The 21,882-nt window shown below is 50.4% G+C and carries 15 protein-coding genes and 1 tRNA gene; 9 read left to right on the top strand and 7 right to left on the bottom strand.

Annotated features, from left to right (window positions below):
* A complete protein-coding gene (gene def, locus DEALK_RS06905) occupies window positions 1-525 on the bottom strand; it encodes a peptide deformylase (RefSeq protein WP_058439524.1) in 525 nt (174 codons plus the stop codon).
* 109 nt (window positions 526-634) lie between these two features.
* Here def and DEALK_RS06900 point away from each other — a divergent pair.
* The 4 genes from DEALK_RS06900 (at window position 635) to DEALK_RS06885 (ending at window position 5,308) form a co-directional block, all read left to right on the top strand.
* A tRNA-Pro gene (locus DEALK_RS06900) sits at window positions 635-711 on the top strand.
* Window positions 712-913: 202 nt separating this feature from the next.
* A complete protein-coding gene (locus DEALK_RS06895; protein ID WP_058439523.1) occupies window positions 914-1,123 on the top strand; it encodes a hypothetical protein in 210 nt (69 codons plus the stop codon).
* Window positions 1,124-1,140: 17 nt separating this feature from the next.
* Window positions 1,141-2,115, top strand: a complete 975-nt coding sequence (locus DEALK_RS06890) for a polyprenyl synthetase family protein (protein WP_083496396.1) — start codon at window positions 1,141-1,143, stop codon at window positions 2,113-2,115.
* Window positions 2,108-5,308 carry an ATP-binding protein gene (locus tag DEALK_RS06885; RefSeq protein WP_058439521.1) on the top strand — a complete coding sequence of 1,067 codons (3,201 nt, stop codon included), beginning with the start codon at window positions 2,108-2,110 and terminating at the stop codon, window positions 5,306-5,308. Before DEALK_RS06890 ends, DEALK_RS06885 begins: the two co-directional genes overlap by 8 nt.
* 40 nt (window positions 5,309-5,348) lie before the next feature.
* On the opposite strand, the gene DEALK_RS06880 is transcribed toward DEALK_RS06885, so the two are convergent.
* The 5 genes from DEALK_RS06880 to DEALK_RS06860 all read right to left on the bottom strand — a co-directional run bounded on the left by DEALK_RS06880 (window position 5,349) and on the right by DEALK_RS06860 (window position 11,144).
* Window positions 5,349-6,488, bottom strand: a complete 1,140-nt coding sequence (locus tag DEALK_RS06880) for a type II glyceraldehyde-3-phosphate dehydrogenase (protein WP_058439520.1) — start codon at window positions 6,486-6,488, stop codon at window positions 5,349-5,351.
* A gap of 157 nt (window positions 6,489-6,645) precedes the next feature.
* Window positions 6,646-7,266 carry an ATP-dependent Clp protease proteolytic subunit gene (locus tag DEALK_RS06875; RefSeq protein ID WP_065128732.1) on the bottom strand — a complete coding sequence of 207 codons (621 nt, stop codon included), beginning with the start codon at window positions 7,264-7,266 and terminating at the stop codon, window positions 6,646-6,648.
* Window positions 7,263-8,627 (bottom strand): trigger factor, encoded by a 1,365-nt coding sequence (tig, locus tag DEALK_RS06870; RefSeq protein ID WP_058439519.1) that lies wholly within the window; start codon window positions 8,625-8,627, stop codon window positions 7,263-7,265. Before tig ends, DEALK_RS06875 begins: the two co-directional genes overlap by 4 nt.
* A 25-nt stretch (window positions 8,628-8,652) precedes the next feature.
* Complete coding sequence (aspS, locus tag DEALK_RS06865; protein ID WP_058439518.1) at window positions 8,653-10,449, bottom strand: aspartate--tRNA ligase; 1,797 nt, start codon at window positions 10,447-10,449, stop codon at window positions 8,653-8,655.
* Window positions 10,450-10,577: 128 nt separating this feature from the next.
* Window positions 10,578-11,144, bottom strand: a complete 567-nt coding sequence (locus DEALK_RS06860) for a bifunctional nuclease family protein (protein ID WP_058439517.1) — start codon at window positions 11,142-11,144, stop codon at window positions 10,578-10,580.
* Window positions 11,145-11,479: 335 nt separating this feature from the next.
* On the opposite strand from DEALK_RS06860, the gene ppsA reads away from it, so the two are divergent.
* From ppsA to DEALK_RS06830, 5 genes are all read left to right on the top strand, one after another.
* Complete coding sequence (ppsA, locus tag DEALK_RS06855) at window positions 11,480-13,738, top strand: phosphoenolpyruvate synthase (RefSeq protein WP_058439516.1); 2,259 nt, start codon at window positions 11,480-11,482, stop codon at window positions 13,736-13,738.
* Between the two features lie 160 nt (window positions 13,739-13,898).
* Complete coding sequence (locus DEALK_RS06850; protein WP_058439515.1) at window positions 13,899-14,936, top strand: deoxyguanosinetriphosphate triphosphohydrolase; 1,038 nt, start codon at window positions 13,899-13,901, stop codon at window positions 14,934-14,936.
* A gap of 75 nt (window positions 14,937-15,011) precedes the next feature.
* Complete coding sequence (gene dnaG, locus DEALK_RS06845) at window positions 15,012-16,772, top strand: DNA primase (protein WP_165802712.1); 1,761 nt, start codon at window positions 15,012-15,014, stop codon at window positions 16,770-16,772.
* A 24-nt stretch (window positions 16,773-16,796) separates the two neighbouring features.
* Window positions 16,797-18,314 (top strand): RNA polymerase sigma factor RpoD, encoded by a 1,518-nt coding sequence (gene rpoD, locus DEALK_RS06840; protein ID WP_083496461.1) that lies wholly within the window; start codon window positions 16,797-16,799, stop codon window positions 18,312-18,314.
* 369 nt (window positions 18,315-18,683) lie between these two features.
* Window positions 18,684-21,278: an AAA family ATPase gene (locus DEALK_RS06830; protein ID WP_058439512.1), complete on the top strand. Its 2,595-nt coding sequence runs from the start codon at window positions 18,684-18,686 to the stop codon at window positions 21,276-21,278.
* On the opposite strand, the gene DEALK_RS06825 is transcribed toward DEALK_RS06830, so the two are convergent.
* A complete protein-coding gene (locus tag DEALK_RS06825; protein WP_058439511.1) occupies window positions 21,275-21,823 on the bottom strand; it encodes an HD domain-containing protein in 549 nt (182 codons plus the stop codon). The two genes, DEALK_RS06830 and DEALK_RS06825, sit on opposite strands and share 4 nt — an antisense overlap.
* Window positions 21,824-21,882 lie beyond the last annotated feature (59 nt).

The following is a 21,882-nucleotide window of genomic DNA, read 5'->3' as shown; positions in this document are numbered from 1 at the left end:
TTACTTATCCGGTGAGGCGGAAGTGCTTGTCTCGGTCGTCTCTTCTTCTTCTTTCATTTTTTTCCGTTTACGAAGTTTTTCAGGAGATTCGACCCGGTCAATAAACAGTACGCCGTTTAGATGATCTATTTCATGTTCCAACGCTTGACTCAGGAGTTCCCGTCCTTTAACGCGTATGGGTTTACCGTTTTTGTCTAGGCCTTTAACGATCACCGACTCGGAACGCTTAACACTCCCGGCAAGTTCGGGAACGGAAAGGCAAGCCTCTTCTATTTCACGCTCTCCGACTCGTTTGACAAACTCAGGATTAATGATGGCATACGGTTCTTCTTCCGGCATTCCGATGACGATACATCGAAGGGACACCCCTACCTGCGGCGCTGCTAAGCCGCAGCCGCAATTATCCTTCATTGTCTCTATCATGTCTTCGACAAGAATTCGAATACTCTTGTCTACCAGAGGTATCTTTTTGGCTTTTTGTCTGAGTACTGGATCAGGATATTTGCAGATAGTTCGTATTGCCATTCGTTTCACTCAAGTTTTATGTAAGCTTATTATATATGGTTTATGTTTGACTGGCAAAGCGGCTTGCGACACCCAGATGTCTATGATAACATTCTAGCGCTTTCCAAATCGGGGTGTAGCGCAGCCTGGTAGCGCACCTGAATGGGGTTCAGGTGGTCGACGGTTCAAATCCGTCCACCCCGACCAGATTCCTTCTTCGATTCACCTCTTCCCCCATAACGATAGTACTATTGTCAGCCTTCCTTAGCCGAGTTATGATTGAGACGTTTCGAATATGCCTTCAGTTACTCCCATATAAATAAATATTACCGATATGTCTGATATCTATTGACGTGTTGACATTCTGAGTTTATAATCCGTAACTAAAATTAATTAAGGAGGAGTTGTTATGAACTTGGCCGATTTAGTCCAGACCATATTCAGAGATGAGTCCGCCCGCAAGGATTTCGAAGCTGATCCCGAGGCGTATGTCGCCAAACTGGAACTTACCCCGGTTGATAAAAAGGCAGTCCTTTCCTTGCATGCGCGTACGGGCCTTGTCACCGCTGATGGCGTTTCTCTCCAGTCGCAAATTGGACCCATGGGTGGGTGGTTTTAACAAGGTATCTTTCAATTATGGATCGGGGCGGCTTAGTTATTAAAAGTATAGCCCTAAATAAGGAGCTAGAAGCAATTCTAGCTCCTTATTCTAATAACACTGAATTTATCTCTCATATAAGAGCACCACTGGCCGTTGAAGGAAGAGTTTTAGGAACATCATCAGACAATAATCAATGGCCATTGTTGCCTTTGTATGTTGCCCAGAGCATAAACGGCGAATGGACACATGCTTTACCTTTCGCTGCCGCAATGCAGTTCATGCTGACAGCGGCCGATATATTCGACGATCTAGAAGATGACGACACTATCCTCACTGGTTTTACCGGCCTAAGCAAACCCGTCCGGATGAATATCGGCTCTACTCTGATATTGCTCGCATACGCTGCTTTCGCTCGAATGAATAACCTCGTTTCGTACCAAATATTTCATTCTGCCCTCGAAACGTTAACTGGATATTTTATTCAGTCTTCCAGCGGGCAACACGAAGATTTATCCGGTTCGTTGCGTTCTTGTTTTGATGAGACAGCATATATCGCCCATATCCAAAAAACTTCAGCGTCTCAAATCCAATGTGCCTGCCATATTGGCGCCATTCTTTCGACAAATGATCCAGGAGTAATCACTTCTTTCGCGGATTTCGGGAAGTATGTTGGAACAGCGTTACAACTGTGTAATGATATTCGTGATATTACCACGGGAAAAGATATCTGCGGTAAAAAAGTCACTTTACCTGTGATATTCGCAAGGAACGGGTCCCTTCGTGATCAATCCAATTACATCGACTGCACCTATGATGCCGGCACCCCTGTCACAGATGACCCTGAACCGGTGAAGCGGGTATTATTTCAATCAGGGGGGGTACATTATACCCTTCTTCAAGCTCAAAAATTCATCCATCTGGCTATCGATCAGTTAGAATCTTTGCCTCCGAGTAAAGTAAATATTAGCCTCCTATCACCTTTTCTGAATATGGCTGGTTTCAATGAATAACGCCCGCCTTCAATTCAACCTGTACCGTCTCCCGATTGTTTTCTCGGTTTTCGTGCTAATTATATCGGCTTTTTATTTTGTTTATAGCTTTAGTCACTCCTACATTGGCATTTCCCTCAAAAATGATAATGAACAATGGGTTGTTGAGAGCGTGGATCCATATGGGATCGGTAATGAACTAGGTATCGCCCCGGGAGATATTCCATTAATCATCGATGGACTGCCGGCTGATCAATATTTGTCAGCTTTTAAAGATTCAGGTTGGATCAGAGTAGTTCGCCAAATTACTGTGGTAAATCCTAATGGCACAATACTTGATGCGGATTCATCTCTGACTCAACCTACTTCAACCGCGACAATAGACCTCGTCATGTGGCTTCTTCCTTGCCTTGCGTTTTGGGTTGTCGGAATTTATGTTTATCTCCGTAATCCGAAAAACGAGGCGTCGGTACTTTTGTTGGCCTGCGGTCTTGTGTTCGGACTGGCTCTCAGTTCGAATATGGCTTCGGATCGTCTGGCCCCATTGGCTTTGCATATCACCGTTGTTGCGTCTACCATCGGCCCCTGGCTGCTGCTCCACTTCTTTTTGATTCTCCCCCAGGAGCGCGCCTGGTTGAGACATAAGCCCTACCAATACCTGGTTTATGTTTTGCCGGCGTTGATTGTGATTGCATATCCATTCATTGGGCAGTCGAATGGGCAGCCTCTCCCGGATTTTCGGACCTTCAGGCTGATCGGATACGGCGTCGGTTTCTTGGGTGTTATAGGTGTCGTAGTATTCAATCTCTTAAGAGCAGCGGATTCGCGGACCAGGCAGCAAATGGTCATCATCCTTTTAGGATGCATGGCTGCTTTGCTACCTTTTTTGGTGTTCAGTGTCTTCCCTGGGGTTCAGGATGACAGTGTATTTCTACAGTCAAATATTACGGTAGCCTTCCTGTCGTTCATACCACTGTCTCTCGGTTATGCCGTCATCGCGCGCCAATTGATGAATATTGATGTGGTGGTTCGAAGAGGAGTTGTGTACGGTCTTATCACTCTATCGATGGCTGCGGTCCTTGCCGGTGTTTTTGCATTGGTATTATCAGGTGGAGTCGCTCCAGGTTTCACTCAGCAATTCATCCTGGCCTTATTCCTTTCAGCTATAGCGGTTCTTCTCTTAGGCCCAGCCAGAAGCGCCACAGAAGCATTGGTTGATAAATTCTTCTACAAAGACCGTCATGACTACCAGCAAATAATTCAAACCTTGAGCGCATCGCTCAGCGCAACAGCTAGCGTTGAGGTGGCTTCCTCATTGATCATCGACGCCCCGATGACATCCATGAACCTATCAGGCGCCTGCCTATTTGTAGCTACTGATGAAACAAGTTTTGTATTCGCCGCCGCGCGAGGTGTTTACGCTGATAGAGCGTTTGAATTTGAATTGATGGATTTTGTTAAACGGAGAACGCCTTCGACGGAATATCCTAACGTTGTGGGCTCAAAAGATGTTGCTTATATGATTCCGCTCACGGCCGCCGGCAAGACCGTTGGCGTTTTGTTCCTTTCGGATAAAGCAAGCCGTCAGGAGTTCTCGAACAGCGATCATTTCCTCATCCGTTCGCTCACATCGGTAGCCGCAGTATCATTACGGGGACTGCTGATCGCTGAACGTGATATCTTAGAACGCCGCAAGAATGATCAGGCAATCTTAATTGCAAAACAGGAGTGGGAAAGCACTTTTGACTCCATACCTGACCTGATTTGTATTTTGGATAAGGACCATAACATTATCCGCGTCAACCGTTCCATGGCCGACAAGACCGGAATGCTTCCGGCCGAGGCGGTAGGTAAAAAGTGTTATCAAATAATGCACGATACCTGTGTCTTGCCCGGCTTTTGTCCTGGCCTCGGCGACCGGAATCGGTGCGGTTTGGGTGATGAGATCGTTCAGGGTGATAATACCTATCAGGTCAACATCACTCCTATCAAAATTGGCGGTAAATCCAGCGGGAGATACGTCCATATCGCCCGCGACATCACTGCCATTAAAAAGGCCGAAGCTGAACAACAGCGGTTAAAAGAAAAAGCCGAGTTGTCCAGCCGCCTGGCTGCCGTCGGCGAAATGGCCGCCGGAATTGCCCATGAGATTAACAATCCCCTCACCGGTGTCCTTGGTTTTTCAGAGTTGTTGCTTGCCCGCAGCGATCTGGCGCCGGAAGTCGCTGACGACTTGAAAGTTATCGTTGATGGCTCCAGAAGAGTGGCCGAAATCGTCAAAAGAATGCTGACCTTTGCCCACCAAACCAAACCTTTGAAATCGCGCGTGGATATTACTGAGCTGATAGATAATACTCTCGAACTCAGGGCATACGTATTGAAGACTGCTGGCATCGAGGTTGTTAAAAATTATTCTGAAAATTTACCGTGGATAATCGTTGATCCGGGCCAGATGCAGCAGGTTATCCTGAATCTCATCGTCAATGCCGAATATGCCATCAAGCATAGTGGCAAGCCAGGGAAACTCACCATCACCGCCGCTTTGGAGGGGAAATATCTCAGGTTGGTTTTCGCCGATTCCGGTCCTGGAATCGACAACATAACTGTCACAAAGATTTTCCAGCCGTTCTTCACCACCAAAAATCCCGGCGAAGGCACCGGTCTGGGGTTATCGCTTTCACGTTCAATCGTTGAGGAACACGGCGGCACTCTGGAGGTGGAATCGTCTCCCGGCTGCGGGGCTGCTTTCACCATCCTGTTGCCTATTGTTCAATCCTCCGGTGCGGCAGCCGAAACTCGTGACCCAAGTGTCATCAACCTCGGACATCAATCAGCGGCCGTTATCTTGGTGATAGACGACGAGGAGTGCATACGCAACCTGGCGGTTGAATCTCTTTCCGGGGAAGGTCGGCACATTGACACCGCGGCTTCAGCCGCGCAAGCACTGATTCTACTAAGCAAAAAAGACTACGATGTTATCGTCATGGATCTTCGATTGCCCGGGACAAGCGGCATGGCGCTTTACACCGAGATTATTGACCGCCGGCCGGAAATGACTGGACGTATCGTAATTATCACCGGCGATACCCTGGGTGAAGATGTCAAAATGTTCCTGGAAAAGCACCGTCTACCCAGTCTGGTGAAACCCTTTGAGCCGGCAGCACTCGCCCTCGCGGTCTCCCAGACCCTGAACGATGTTAAAGGCCGAATTTGACGCCGAAACCTCCTTCCGGGACAGGGCTCACCTGTTAGTCTCAAAAAGGTTCTTCGGCGCCCTTGTAACCTTCCTCGATGAACTCGCGGCGCTCTAACTTTAAAGCCGCTCCTATTTCGGCGTGAACGGCGGCTTCGGGTATTGTTTTGGGCAAGAAACATTTGAGTATGCCCATAGCCTTGTCGGTTTTTGCGATTGATTTGGCGCCGTCTTTTTCGAGACCGCAAAGCGAGCGTATGGCATCGATATTTTCGGGTACCGTAATGGCCTCATTATGAACCTGAAATACCAGGTAGGTTTCCCGCTCGTCTGCCGCGAGGGCATCTTCCCATACCGCCACTTCCCACATATCGTTGCGCGGTCGTCCCAGGTCTCTCATCAGTTCAATTACCGAGTTTAGGGCAACCAACCCATTGCTTGACCGGACAAATGCCAGCCTTGGCTCCTCCCACAATGCATATCTCAACTCGTCAAGCCCGATCGGACGTTTGGTTTCGACCATGGCGTAATGAACGTGACTGAGATTATGTGAACAGGCTCCGGCCATAGTAGTTATATCCAGTCCCTTAATGACCGTCCGGGCGTCTGGCCCCTGATGGCTTGGAACTTTAGTCTCAGGTATGAACGTATTGATCATACCGTCGCGGTGGCTTTCCCAGGGATCCGTTCCGCGTCTGAGCAGCACAGCTCTGACTCGCTTCAACCAGCTTCGTTTATTGAATGAGTTCAATACCCGGCATAACGCCGTCGTATTACAGGATACAACACGTGCGAACTGCTTATTTAAAGCTTCTTCATAATTAACCTGGGCCACAAACGATATGCCGGTCAGTTCATGCCTTTCGGCGCCTTGAAAAACCGCTTTAACACGGGCGTATTCATAGATAGGTTTTTGCTCCGCCCCAATGCCTTTCGGCGTGCAGTCGATGATAACGTCTACTTTCTTAAGTAAATCTTTAAGTGAGCCTTCAACCGGAATTCCGGCTTCTTTCATCATTGATTGTCGGCTTTCGGTCGCGGCGAAAATAGAATAGCCTTTTTCGGCGGCAACTCGGATCCGGTAATCGGCGTTAACCGCGGTTACTCCAGTCAGTTCCATGTCATCTTGCAGTAATATCGCATCAGCTACCCTTTTACCGATCACTCCGTAGCCGTTTATCCCCACTTTGACTTTGCTCATAATTCACCTGCTGTTTCTGTTTTGTTGGGTACTAGTACCGCGTACATACTGTAATTGAGTCCATCGCTGTTGTGCAAATCGCTTTATAACTCTCTGACATATAAGAGCGGCGCGCCGGTGTTCCGGCGCGCCGCTCTCTGGCCGTAATGATTTTAGATTATTCCTTAACTGGCTTCTTTTCTTCGGGTTTCCGCAGTATCTCATCAATCAAACCATACTCTTTGGCCCCTTCGGGGTTCAGATAATAGTCCCGGTCGGTATCATGGATTATTTTATCCAGCGGCTGCCCGGTACGCTTGGCGAGTATATCTCTAATGATGTCCTGCATGCGGGTAATCTCCCGGGCTGCGATGACGATATCCGCCGCCTGGCCTCTGGCGCCTCCGATCGCCTGGTGCATATGAATAGTAGCATTGGGCAACGCATAGCGCTTGCCTTTGGCGCCGGCGCACAGCAACACAGTAGCCATCGATGCGGCCATACCGACGCAAATGGTCGAAACCGCGGGCCGGATCAACTGCATGGTGTCATAGATTGCCAATCCGGCGGAAATAACACCCCCGGGCGAATGGATATAAAGGCTGATGTCTTTATCCGGGTCTTCGCGGTCTAAAAACAGAAGCTGCGCGATAATAATATTAGCCACCTGATCGTTAATCTCGGTGCCCAGGAAAACTATGCGTTCTTTCAACAGCAGAGAGTAGATGTCGAAAGCCCTCTCTCCTCTTGAGCTGCTTTCTATTACCATCGGGATGATGCTGGATGGATTCGTTATCATTGAGTAGCCTCCTCTTTGTTTTCGGTGCTTTCTTTGTTTTCAGCGGTCATTTCCAGGTCCGCGGATGCAGAATCGCCCGTACTCATCGCGATCGCTTTAAGCCTGTCCAAGGTTTTTCGGGATAGGAGTATTTGATGTAACTGTTCTCTTGCCTGGGCAGTGTCGAATTGCCGCATCTGGTTGTCGCGCTGATCTTCAGGAACGCTGCTGAGCATGACAGCAATCTCTGCGTTGATTTCGTCATCACCGACTGTCAGGTTTTCGCTTGTAGCCAGTTTGCCCAGGGCAAGAGATATCTTTAATCTGGTTTCAGCCATGGGCTTGAGCTTTGATGAAAGCTCCTCGGGATTGACCTTAGCTAAAAACTCCTCAAGTTCGGCTTCGGAGCTCATCTGAGAGCGCCACTTGTCCATTTGCTGGTTAACCAGCCGTTCATACTCCATTTCGAGCAGGTTAGACGGAAATTCGATCGTGCTCATTTTTACCAGCTGATCAACAATATTGTTTTCAAAAGCTTCTTCCGCCAGGTGTTCCATCCGTTTTCGATAGTTTTCTGTCAGCCGCTGCCGTAAAGTATCGAAGGTTGGCGTTTCGACGTCTAGCGAAGCCGCAAATTCGTCGTCAGCTGGCGGCATTTTCTCTTCTTTGATCTCGACCACTTTAATCTTAAATTCCGGTTCCTTGCCCGCCAGCTCAACTTTTGCGAAGTCATCGGGGTATTTCAACTTAAAAGTCTTTTCACCGTCTCGGCTCAATCCGATGATTTCTTGGGAAAAGCCGGGTGCTGGGTAATTAGACTTTTCGTCAATTCCAAACTGGGCTGATTTTTGGTTGATGAACCTGATGCCGTCGATATTACTCTCAAGATCCAGTGTTACTAGATCGCCGTTTTTCACCGGGCGGTCCGCCGGTTCCCAGGTGGCCTTTTCATGTCGGAGATGCTCGATCATGCTATCGATCACATCTTCCTTAACCTCAACTGTTTCAGGTGACATCCTGATGGTTTTATAGTCACCCAGTTCTATCTTGGGCGGTAGCGGAACTCTGGCCTTGAAAATAATCGGGTCGTTTTGTATTACCTCTATGCCGGGACGGCCGAAGCTCTGAATTTGTTCTTCTTTTAAGGCATCAGCGCAAGCTTTGGGTAAAACATCCTCGAGCGATTCTTCGATCAGTCGTTCCCGTCCGATAAATCTCTCGAGTATAGGACGCGGCGCCTTCCCTTTACGGAACCCCGGTATATCAGTCCTTTTTACCAGGCGCTGGTATGCCGTATCCATTGCGGATTCCATAGCGTCGGAATCCAATTCTACTGTCAACAGAGCTTCGCAAGCTTCAAACTGCTTTTCGGTAACTTTCATCTATTCCTCAATCAAATATTATAATCTACTGATCGGTCTTCACAGAAATATGAACGGCATCTATTTGAGCTTGGCTCACTTCCGAAGGTGATCCGAACAGCAAGTCTAACCCGGCCTGGTTCTTCGGAAAAGGAATAACTTCCCTGATTGTCGGTTCCCCGGCGAGTATCGCCACTACCCGGTCGATGCCTGGAGCTACGCCGCCATGGGGAGGTGCGCCATATTCGAAAGCATCGAGCAGTTGACCAAACAGCGCTTGTATTCGTTCTTCGGTGTGACCGAGAATCTGGAAGACCTTTCTTTGAAGTTCGGTTTTGTGAATGCGGATGCTCCCTCCGGCGATTTCGTATCCATTCAACACCAGGTCATAATGCCGGCCTCTGACCTTACCTGGTTCGGCTTCCAGGAGCGGCAAATCTTGTTCCCAGGGTGAAGTGAAGGGGTGATGGGTCGGTTGCCACCGTTCATCCTCCTGGTTCCAGGTAAACAGCGGGAAGTCGGTGACGAAAGCGAAAGCCAGCGCGTTTGGATCGGCTAGCCCCAGCCGGCCCCCTAACTCGGTGCGGAGGGTCCCCAGTGCGGCGTTAACCCGATTCCTGTCGCCCGCGGCGATGAGTATCAGGTCGCCAGGCTGGGCTTCGCAACGACTGGCAATCGCTTGTATCTGGTCGAGCGTAAGATATTTGGCGGCTACTGACTTTACATGTTCCATTGTCAGATTTGCCAGCACTCCCGCTTCGTTACCCAGCGAAATTGGAACCAATCCGCCGGCGCCGTTTTTTTTCGCCGTTTCGATAAGTTCTTCGATCTGGCTCTTGGTGTATTTACCGCAGCCCGGAACGCCGATGGCTTTGACCACGCCGCCTTTTGCGATGGTACCTGAAAATACACCGAAAAGGCTTTGCGCTACGATATCGGACAGGTCAGCGATTTCCATGCCGAAGCGCAGGTCCGGTTTATCGCAGCCATACCGCTCCATGATATCGGCATATCTAAGTCGCGGAAACGGTTGGTTGAAACGGCGTTCTGGAGCCACATTTTCGACCAGTGACGAAAATAGACCTTCGAGAAGCGTCATCATGTCGTCTTCATCGACAAAACTCATCTCGAGGTCGAGCTGCGTGAATTCCATTTGCCGGTCAGCGCGCAGGTCTTCATCTCGGAAACACCTGGCTATCTGATAGTACCTCTCGACACCTGCCACCATCAGGAGTTGTTTGAGTTGCTGTGGGGACTGGGCGAGAGCATAGAATTTTCCGGGATACAACCGGCTGGGAACCAGGTAGTCCCTCGCGCCTTCAGGGGTACTTTTTAGAAGGATGGGTGTTTCAATTTCGAGAAATCCACGCTCATTGAGGTATTGTCGGATGAATGTAACAACGTTATGGCGCAAAATGATGTTGTTTCGCATCCGCTCACGCCGGAGGTCAAGATAACGGAATTTCAGGCGCAGGCTCTCATCTACATCAACATCTTCATTAACATAGAAAGGCGGTGTTTTTGATTCGTTGAGAATAACCAGACTTTCGACCAGTATCTCGACCGCGCCCGTCGCGAGCTTGCGGTTCTCTGTTCCCTGAGGCCTTGGACTTATCCGGCCTGACACCTGGATCACGTACTCGATCCGCAGCGACTCCGCCAGGTGGTGGGTTTCGCTATCTTGCTCGGGATTGAAAACACATTGTACCAGGCCTGTTCGGTCCCGGAGATCAATAAATATCAAATTACCGTGATCGCGCCGCCTATGTACCCACCCGGCCAGGGTAACACTTTGCCCGATTAGTTTTTCATCAATTTCGCCGCAATTACGGTCTTTTAACAAACGCCGGCTCCTGATAGATTAATTGGCGGTTGATTATATCCCAGGGGTAGGCAATCTTCAAAGCTCAAGTTATCTAAAGAAAGAGAGGGTATATAACCCCCTCTATCAGACAGGTAACCGTGCCGCAATCAAGATTTTCGCTTATCAAAGTCCTCAAGGTCGAGGTTGTCGATGAAATCCCGGAAAGCGCTCATTTTGCTGATTTCATCCTCGGAGGCTTTCTTGCGCCGCTCGGGCGGCGCTTCGACAGCGCCGTCAGCATTTTCGAGTATCTCACCGCCTTCAACTTCCCTCTCCAACACGATACCGGCTTTGTCAAGCACCGATTCATCGGCATATATCGGGACTTCAACCCGCACCGCGAGCGCCAGGGCGTCTGACGGGCGGGAATCGATTTCTATCTGTCCATCTTTGGTGTTAATCATGATTTTGGCATAGAAAGTGTCATTTTTCAGGTCACTGACAATGATGTGATCCACTCTTCCGCCTAGAACATCAATGGAAGTAGCCAGCAGGTCGTGGGTCATCGGCCGCTGCACCTGAATGCCGTCTTGCAGCCTGATGGCTATAGCTTGCGCTTCCGCGGAACCAATCCAGATGGGCAGGTACCGTAAAGTGTTTTTTTCTTTTAGCATCACCACTCGCTGGTAGTTGACCAGACTGACACGGATGCTTTCAATAGTCATTTCAATCATGTGATATGGGGGCCTCCATGCTGACTTCGAACCGCTTACTAGTCATCAATTCTACCTTTATACCATTGGGGTGTCAATGAATTGAGCTTTCCTGACTTCATGTATTGAACAGTCGGGTAACAAGGTATTGCGCCCTCCAACACTTCCAATTGACCCGCTAGGCAACAGGCCGACATTATTCTTTGATGGTTACAATTTGCTCTTTAAAAAGAGCCTCGATTTGTTGTAGAATGAAAGGCCTTATCCAAAAGAGGTTTACTCCTTTCCCAGGAAGTGCTGTACCCTGCCTCAACCGCGCGATAAAGTGGTTTAACGACGTAAAGGAGACAGTAGCAATGCAAAATAAGCCGGAAGCGATTGTCTGGTTCGACCAGGTTGACAAACAGGACATTCCCCTGGTCGGCGGGAAAGGCGCAAATCTCGGCGAGATGACCAGGGCAAAAATCCCAGTCCCCCCAGGCTTTATCGTTACTTCAGCTGCTTATTTTGATTTTATTGAAAACTCCGATCTTCAACCTAAGATCCGAGCCCTTCTTAAAGGACTGGATGTTGAAGATTCAAAAGCGCTCTCCACGGCTTCTCAAAAAGTTAAAGACCTGATCATGGGCACTCCTCTGCCTGATCAGCTTGCTGGCCAAATCAGCAAAGCTTACGCACAACTCGGCGGGGGGGCAGTCGCCGTCCGCTCTTCGGCTACCGCTGAAGACCTTCCGGAGGCTTCTTTCGCCGGTCAGCAGAGTACCTATTTGAATCAAGAAGGCTGGGAAATGGTAGTCCATGCGGTGCAGAAATGCTGGGCGTCGCTTTTCGAAGCGCGGGCTATCTATTACCGTCAGGAACAGAATTATGATCACTTTAAGGTCGGCATCGCCGTTCCGGTGCAACGGATGGTTCAGTCGGTGACTTCCGGTGTTATTTTTACCATTGAGCCCATTACACACGACCCGTCCAAGATCGTCATCGAGGTGATCTACGGCCTTGGCGAAGGATTGGTTTCCGGCGAAATTAATCCTGATTTGTTTATCGTCTCCAAGGATGGACCAACCATTCTATCCCGGAGAATCAGTTTCCAGGACCGCCGTCTGGTACGCAATTCCGCCGGCTCTGGAGAAACAGCCAACTATTGGCAGCAGGTGCCCTCAGCTAAACAAGAACAGCAGAAACTGCCCGATGAGGATATCATTCATCTAGCTGAATTGGCTGTTCACATCGAAAAGCACTACGGCGTACCCCAGGATATCGAGTGGGCCAAAGAAAACGGTACTATTTACATTGTTCAATCGCGCCCGGTAACAGCTATCAAGGAGCAGGCACTCGAGGAGGAGGCGGAAATAAAAGAGCCAAGTATCCTTGAAGGCTCTCCCGCGAGTCCCGGTTTAGCCTCGGGTACGGTGAAAATACTCATGAACCCTTCGGAAATCCACCGCGTTGATTCCGGCGATATCCTTGTGGCTGAAATGACCACTCCGGATTTCGTTCCAGCCATGAAAAGGGCCGCCGCCATTGTCACCAATCGAGGCGGGCGCACCTCACACGCTGCGATTGTGAGCCGTGAACTCGGCATACCGTGCGTGGTAGGCACCCATGAGGCAACCAAGGTCCTTCATGATGAACAGGTCATTACTGTTGATGGTTCGCACGGTAAAATATACAACGGTAAAGTTACCCGCCGAATCCAGACAGCTTCCGTAACCAGCCTCGTTCGCGACGCCATCAAGACCAAAACCCGTGTTTATGTAAACCTGGCTCAACCGGAACTGGCGGATATGGTAGCTGCCCGCAATGTTGACGGGGTCGGCCTGCTCAGAGCCGAATTCATTATCTCGTGCATCGGCAAGCATCCGAGCTATATGCTTGAGAGCGGAAGGCGTGAAGAGTTCATCCAGAAGCTCTACGAGGGGATTGTACCGTTCGCCAAGGCCTTTCACCCGAGGCCGGTAGTTTACCGGACTACCGACTTTAAAACCAACGAATATCGTGAACTTGAAGGCGGCGACAAATACGAACTGCCTGAAGAAAACCCGATGATAGGCTATCGAGGTGCTTCGCGCTATATCCGGGATATCGAGTCCTTCAAAATGGAGATAGAGGCCATTAAACGGGTGCGTAAGGACTTTCCCAATCTTTGGGTGATGATTCCGTTCGTACGTACCGTGGAAGAATTACGGCGCACCAAAGACATACTTGAAGCAGAAGGATTACGACGCGGTCCGGACTTCAAATTGTGGATGATGACTGAAGTTCCGGCGAATATCTTCTTGATGGAAAAGTTTATTGACGTCGGCATCGACGGCATCTCCATCGGCTCCAACGATCTGACCCAGTTAACGCTTGGTATTGACCGTGACAGTGAAAAACTCCAGGATACCTTTGACGAACGCAATGAAGCGGTCATGGCCGCTCTTGAGATCGCGGTAAAAACCGCTAAACGTAAAGGGATCACCTCGTCAATCTGCGGCCAGGCGCCATCGGTATACCCGGAACTAACCGAAAAATTGATGGAATGGGGTATTACATCGGTCTCCGTAAGCCCTGATATGATCGGCACCACCCGGGAGATCATCGCCAAAGCCGAAGCCAAGCTCAAGGTCTGAAAGCGGGCCGGAGGGCCCGGCAAGGTGTTTTTTTGAGGCTATTTTTTAACTTTACCGCCCTTGCGGTTAGAGACTTGACAGAGGCAGGGCGAAGCTGCGTCATTTTTTCAACAACACGTTGCCTCTCCAGTCGGGGGCACAACCCTGCTGGAGGGCTTGATTGAACGGCACCATCCCTGATATTCGCCTTCAGACAGAGAACCGTGAACGTCAGTGGCTCTCGCCATTTGCCACTCGCTCTGCCGAAAGCCGTGGCCGTGAAATTCCTGAAGAACCCTGCCAAATCCGGACGGATTTTCAGAGGGATCGTGATCGTATCATTCATTCCAAAGCCTTTCGCAGGCTAAAACACAAGACCCAGGTATTCATAACACCCACCGGCGACCATTTTGTGACCCGGCTCACACACACCTTGGAGGTATCGCAACTGGCGAGGACTATTGCCCGGTCGTTACGGCTCAACGAAGATCTTACCGAGGCCATCAGCCTGGGACATGATCTCGGTCATACCCCGTTCGGCCACATTGGGGAAGAAGTCCTTGCGGAACTGTACCGCGGCGGGTTTCGGCATAACGAACAGAGCTTACATGTCGTGGAGAAATTGGAAAATAACGGCCGGGGTTTAAACCTGACCTTTGAAGTCCGCGACGGTATCCTGAACCATTCCAAGGCCCGTTCCGGTATTCAAGCCGCCGCCACCGGGAACCCGGCTACCCTGGAAGGAGAGGTCTGCCGCCTGGCTGACGCTCTGGCTTATATTAACCATGACATTGGAGACGCCATTCGCGCCGGGCTTATCCGTGAGTCGGACCTGCCCCGGGAGGCGGTTAAAGTCCTCGGCGACCGGCATTCAAAGCGTGTCGACACAATGGTCAAAGATGTTATTGTTTCATCCTGGGGAGTCTCGGGAATGGCTCCTTTAAGACCGGCGATGATAGGGCTCAGTCAAACTGTCCTTGATGCCTGTAACGAACTGCGTGATTTTCTTTTTGAACGTGTTTATACCATCCGTGACCAGGCCGCCGATGATGCCCGGAACATCGTCCGCAATCTGTATGATTTTCTGCTTCGATACCCCCACCGCATGCCTGGAGAGTACATTAATCCGGAAGACCCGGAACGCGGCGTTGTCGACTATATCGCCGGCATGACTGACTATTACGCAACCCGCATGGCTATGTCTTTCGGGCTGACCTAGCTCCCCGGGAGAATGGACCAACAATAGGAATATCGGGGCGCCAGGGTACCTGTTCAAGTTAGTGATATGGACGCTGTGAACGAAATAAAAAATCGGGCTGACATCGTTGAGCTGATCAGCAAATATACGGTTCTTACCCGTTCCGGTAAAACTATGAGAGGACTGTGCCCTTTTCATTCGGAGAAACACGGCAGCTTCTTTGTCTACCCGGAATCCGGTACCTGGCACTGCTTCGGCGCCTGCGCCTCAGGCGGCGATGTTTTTTCCTTCATTATGAAAATGGAGGGGCTGAATTTCTCCGAAGCCCTGGAACGGTTGGCTGAAACGTACGGCGTTGTCCTGCCTAGTCGTTCAGAGGCTTCTACACATAATGAACATCGTAACGAACTCGTCGCTGTCAACGCCGCCGCGGCTCTTTATTTTCATGACCTTTTGCTCAACTCGCCTTCGGCCGCTAAAGCCCGGGCTTACCTTGAAAAAAGGGGCGTCAACGCCGGCTCGATAGAAGATTTCCAGATCGGTTATGCTTTGCCGGATTGGCAGGCTTTGAAAGATCACCTGAACAGTGCCGGCTACGCCGATGACATTCTGGTTGAGGTAGGGCTTCTGGGGCAAGCCGATTCAGGGCGCCTGTACGACAGATTCCGCCATCAGATCATTTTCCCGATTTCTGATGCCAGAGGCAAAATCGCCGGCTTCGGCGCCCGCGTTCTCGACGACTCTCAGCCGAAATATCTTAATTCACCGGAGACGCCCCTTTTCAGTAAAAGCGGGGCTCTCTACGGCATCAATCTGGCGGCCCAGACGATACGCGCCAACGACGCCGCAATCATCGTCGAAGGCTATTTTGACGTCATTATCAGTCATCAATTCGGATTTAAGAACACCATCGGATCAATGGGTACCGCCGTCAACGAACAACAGGTGGCAATCATCAAGAAGTTGTCTCCCAACTTGATCATCGCCTTCGACGCCGATGCCGCCGGAGAAGCCGCTACCGCCCGTTGCGTTTCGTTTGAAAACTTGCTGGGACGTGAAATTAAGGTAGTTCTGGCTCCTCCCGGAAAAGATCCTGACGATACCATTAGAGCTAACCCCTCCGCCTGGGAGACATCGCTGGGCAATGCCCTCCCTATTGTCGATTTTGTATTCGATATGGCGGCTTCGAAGTTCGATCTTAGAACCGCCCGCGGTAAAGCCGGATTGACCGAGCGTCTCCTGCCGGTGGTGGCTGAAATCAAAGACCCGGTGCGAAGAGGCCACTACCTGGCTATCTTAGCTGGCAAAGTTGGGACTTCCCCGTCGGAACTTCAGTATTCGTTGTCCCGACAAGCCTTGTTGCGCTCGGTCGGTAAATCCTCTACCCTGCCGCCCCATGATTCGCCCTCAGGACTTCACGGCAATGCCTGTGAGGATTATTTACTTGCCATTATTCTTAAACATCCGTCAATTGTAGAGAATCAGAGAATACCGGATCCTGAAATATTCCAAAGTCTGGAGAACAAGGAAATCATTCAATTGCTTCTCAAATATCCCGGTGCTGAGTCCATCAGGGATAAACTTGATTCATTCACCAGGTCCCGTTTCGACCTTATCGCTGGTATTCATTTGGACGACAAAAATGTTGCTTTGAAATTTCAGGAATGCTGCCGCCGGCTTGAAAAAGAATATCTGAAGACTCTTTTAATAAAAATCCAGGAAGCTATGAAAGGAAACAATTCTGAGGGCAGCGCCGATGGCTCGCCCGAGCTGACCGAGCACATCTCCGCTATCGCAGGCAAACTGGCGGAACTCGACGCTCAGGACGCCATACGGCGCCGTGCCCCGAAGAGGTAGAGAATGGAAAAAGAAATTATTAAACTGCCCGTGAATGATGACGAACAGGAGCCTTCCTCTTCGGACATCCAGAGTCAGGAAGAAGACAAAGAAGCTGAGTTAGAACCGCTTTCCCCCCCTGACCTTACCTCTGAAGAAATGGCAGCTGAATTAACCGGAGAAGAACTGACTGCCGAGACCGAAGCTGATTCAGAGGCACTTCCCGAAGGGGCGGAGCATATGCTGCCGGATCTTGAAATGCCGCTTGAGCAACTGGAACACGGCATCGTTGACGATCCGGTACGCATGTATCTTCATGAGATAGGCCGGGTCCCATTGCTGAATGCTGAAACCGAAAAAATGCTGGCTAAAAAGATGGAGGAGGGGAAGCGTATCCGGGAGATTCGCGATGCCTGCCGTCTTCGAGACGGTCACAATCCTACTGCGGTTGAGACAATGGTGTGCATGTTGCAGGAACTTGTTAAGGCAGCGGAGACCGTGGCTTTGTTGCAGCAGCAGCTCGGGCTTTCGGTTTCCACCAATTTCAAAGAGGCTGTCTTTGAACCCAAGCTACGCGCCAGCATCGATCAGGAAATTGATCAGGAACTGACCAAAAGCATCGCTGAAGCCCAGGGTGCTCCCGTGTCCCAAATCGAACAGGCGTTGATAGACCTGTCCCTCAACTCCGAACTATTGCCTAAGAAGGTGCTGGACGGCATACCGGCTGATACACAGCTCTCCGATATCGACTCCCTGGTGAAAGACCCGGTTTTCCTCTCTCGTCTGGAACACTATGAACACCAGATAAAAAACTACCTTGATACCATAGAGATTGAAGCCAAAAAGGCTGAACGTCACCTGATCCAGGCAAATCTTCGTCTCGTGGTATCGGTCGCCAAAAAACATATCGGCCGCGGCATGCCGCTGCTTGATCTTATTCAGGAGGGAAATATCGGGCTGATCCGCGCGGTCGAAAAATTCGATTTCCACCGCGGCTTCAAATTCTCTACTTACGCCACCTGGTGGATTCGCCAGGCCATTACCCGAGCGATCGCCGACCAGGCTCGCACCATCCGCATTCCGGTGCACATGGTTGAAACGATCAATAAATTGCTTTCGGTTTCACGTTCACTGTCGCAAAAACTCGGGCGCGAACCGACTCCTGACGAAATCGCTGTGGAAATGGAACTTCCGGCCGATAAAGTCCGGGAAATCGCCAAAGTCTCTCAACTGCCGGTGTCCCTGGAATCACCCATCGGTGAGGAAGAGGATTCCCATCTCGGCGATTTTATCGAAGATCAGAATGCTCTGCCTCCGCCTGATGCCGCCTCCCGCCAGCTTCTTAAAGAGCAGATCGACAGTGTTCTGGGTAGTTTGACGCCCCGTGAAAGGCGTGTTCTCCAACTGCGTTTCGGTCTGGAAGACGGCCGCAGCCGGACACTTGAGGAGGTAGGCAAAGAGTTCAACGTCACCCGGGAGCGCATCCGCCAGATTGAAGCCAAAGCTTTGCGTAAATTGCGCCACCCCAGCCGAAGCCGCAAACTAAAAGATTACCTTGAATAATCTTTTTGGAAAATATTTTCGAGCCGCTGGCGAAAAACGACAAAAGAAGCTTGACAGATAAAAGAACACCGGTGCTATAATGACTCCCGTGAATTCCCTACGCGCGTCCTTTTCCGGTGCTCTATTTAGCGACTCAACTAATTATGTTGAATATCGCCCGGCAGCGAATTTCGTCTACAACAGTCCGGACTCTTATCTGAAAACGGGCCGCAATCTGGGTTTGGAATTGGATCCGTTCAATTTTTATCAAAAAACGCTTTTCGGACAGTCCAAACAAATCGCCAAAACGTATCGTTTCAATCGTTTTTGCTTGAAGTTTTTAATTCTCGACAGGGTTACAATAAAACTCCTGCCCAGGGTCTGTCGCAAATGATACCAGTCCGCCTCCAGATGAAAAATTTCCTGCCTTACCGCGGCAGCCTGCCGCCTTTTTCTTTTGAGGGCATACATCTCGCTTGCATCACCGGAGACAACGGTGCCGGTAAAACTTCCATCATCGATGCCATGACGTGGGCACTCTGGGGGAAGTCCCGCTTGCGCAGCCGTTCAACTACTGACGACGATCTGATCACTCAGGGCGAATCGGAAACCGAAATTATCTTCGATTTCCGCGCCGGAGACGGCCAGGTTCATCGGGTTATCCGCCGCCGAGTTAAGCCCAGGAAGACCGGAGGCGTCGGTCAGAGCAGCCTGGCGCTTTACCTTGTCTCCCAAGAAGGTCTTAAATCAATCTCCGGGAATACCATCGGTGAAACCGAAGACAAGATAAAGAAAATAATCCACCTCGACTACGATACTTTTGTAAGTTCCGCCTATCTAAAACAAGGAGAGGCGGACCACTTCACCGGGCTGACCGCCTCACAACGTAAAGAAGTATTGGTCAGCATCCTCGGTTTGGACGCCTATGATGAACTGGCTGATAAAGCCAAAGATAAAGCAAATCAGGCAGCTTCGGCGAAAAATCTCCTCGCTCAAAGTATAGAATTGGAGCAGTGCCAGCTTGAAAGACGACCAGCCCTTGAGTCATCTCTAGCCGCTGCCCGGCGGGAACTTACTGATACCGAGGCGGCCTTAATCGAAAAACGCGCCGCCATGGAAACGATGAGGCAGGCGCGTCAACTCATCGAATCATACGAGCAGTCGCTCACACGAGCCGAAGCAGCTGCGAAGGAAATCTTCGATGACCTGAGTCTTCGGAAAACCGATGGAGCGGAAACGGAGAAACGTATTGCCATTCACCGGGCTGTGCTGGCTGATCGGGCTGAGGTAGAGTCAAACTATTCGAGATATATCGCCGCCCGGCAGGCGAATGATGAATACGGCATTAAGCTGGCCGAGGTGCGCCGTCTCGAGAGTGAGCGGCAGATCGTTGAGAAGAAGGTGATCGAAGCCCGCCACCTTTTAGAAAATAAACGCGCATCCTGGCAAGCGAAATATGAAGAGCTTTTAGAAAAGTCCAGGAAACTCAGTGAATTGCGGCTGAACGCCGATTCGCTCAAGTTGGAGTTAGAAAAGCTTGCTGACAGGGAGCGTTTGCTGGAGGGTGACAAACTTAGGCTCCAGGCTTTCAAGGTAGAACTTTCTGCCATTGGCGCTGCGGAGCAGGGGCAGGTTCAGCGCCTTGCTGAAATCACCGAAAAGTTGAAATTGCTTACCTCAACCGGTGAAGCCGCAGTCTGCCCGGTGTGCGACGCCGAATTAGGCGGTGACCGGTTTAAAATGGTTCAGTCTAAATATAACGCCGAACGAGCCGCGGCCGACCGCCGCCTGGCCGAATTGACTGCCGAAATGGCCGACAAGGCTTGTGAGATTAGCTCCCTTGAGCGCCGCCTGGCTTTCGAAAATACAATCAAGGCTGAACGTGCACATTTGAATACCCTGGAAGCCCGGCTACTAAATGAGATCGCTGAAGCAGAAGCTGCCGCCGGGCGTTTGCCCGAAGGCGAAAGGAAAATCGCAGAGATCACCCGCCTAATCGCGCAGCATGAATACGCCCATGAAGAGCGTCAGGCGCTGAATTCTCTTGATGAGATCATCAGCCGTTTAGATTACGACTCAGCGAAACACAAGACATTGATTGCGCAGGTTAAATCCCTGGAATGTTGGGAGACGCGCCGGCAAGAACTCGCGCAAGCCGAGAAGCTCCTTGCCAGAGAAGAGTCAAACTTTAAAAATAATCAGGCGGCCGTACAAGAGTTGGAAGAAAGGCTTCGGAAGCGCTTGACGGAGGTTGAGGAACTTCGGCAGGCGCTGGCAGAATTACCAGGCCTAGAAGCCCAAGACCTAGCTGCCGCCGAGACCGAGTTGAAAGTGCTCGCCGCCACTACTAGCCAGGCTGCCGAGCATGTTGGCAGCTTAAAACAGGGACTTTCCCAACTTTACGACCTCGAACAGAAACTTGCCGAGCAGACGGTAAAGATGAAAAAGCACGCAGCTGATGAAGGTATCTACAAAGAATTGCATCTAGCATTCGGTAAAAACGGTATCCAGGCGGTGTTGATTGAGAATGCAGTTCCGGAGGTGGAGGCTGAGGCCAACCGGCTGCTCGCCAGGATGACCGACAACCGTATGAGCCTGAAGCTGGAGCTTCAGCGAGCTACCAGAAAAGGAGAACTGGCAGAGACTTTCGACATTAAGATCGGCGACGAACTTGGCACCCGCGATTACGACCTCTTCTCCGGCGGCGAGGCCTTTCGCATTAACTTTGCCCTTAGATTGGCGTTATCTCGTGTGCTCGCCCATCGCGCCGGCGCTCCATTACGCACTCTTATTATCGACGAAGGTTTCGGCACACAGGACACCACTGGCATTGAAAAGCTCAAGGAGGCGATTGCCTCTATTCAGGACCAGTTTGACTGCATCCTGGTTATCACCCACATCGAAGAGTTCAAGGATGCTTTTCCTGCACGTATCGAGGTCGTTAAGACTTCCGACGGTAGCAGTATCCGGGTCAGTTATAACTAGAGACCTAGCTGATCGGATATGCCCTGCATCGCCTTGAGCGATAATCCGATGAATTCTTCCAATGACAGGCCTATGTCTGCGCATTTTGCGATCTGTTCGCGGTTGGCGCCAGCGGCAAAACTTTTCTCCTTGAAGCGTTTCAAAATGGACCTGGTTTCAGTTACGGCTAGCTTCTTCTCTGTTCGGATTAGTGCGCCGGCGGTAATAAGCCCGGTCACTGGGTCTGCGCAATAGAGGGCTTTGTCTAGAAGGCTCTGGCAGGATTCACTGGACAAACTGTGGCACCTGATGGCACGGCAACCGGCCTCGGATAAGCCCATTCCCCGCGCTATTTCCGCCGACATCCTGCCATGAACTTTCATATCACCTTGGCATTCGTCTAAGTCAATATCATGCAAAAGACCTGCCAAACCCCACTCTTCTACATCCTCTCCGAATCTTTCAGCCATAGCGCGCATGACAGCCTCAGTGGCCAGCATATGCTTGATTAGATTCATGTTGGAGATCTTGGTTTTTACCTCAGACAGGGCTTGTTCCCGATTCATAGTGTGCTCCTTGGCATATCTTAAAGACCATCGTTTGGCGTTGTCAAAAGATTAGTCAA

Source organism: Dehalogenimonas alkenigignens (assembly GCF_001466665.1).
GTDB classification, from domain to species: domain Bacteria; phylum Chloroflexota; class Dehalococcoidia; order Dehalococcoidales; family Dehalococcoidaceae; genus Dehalogenimonas; species Dehalogenimonas alkenigignens.
The sequence above is the reverse complement of the archived record's forward strand: the minus strand, read 5'-3'. Positions and strand labels throughout refer to the sequence as shown.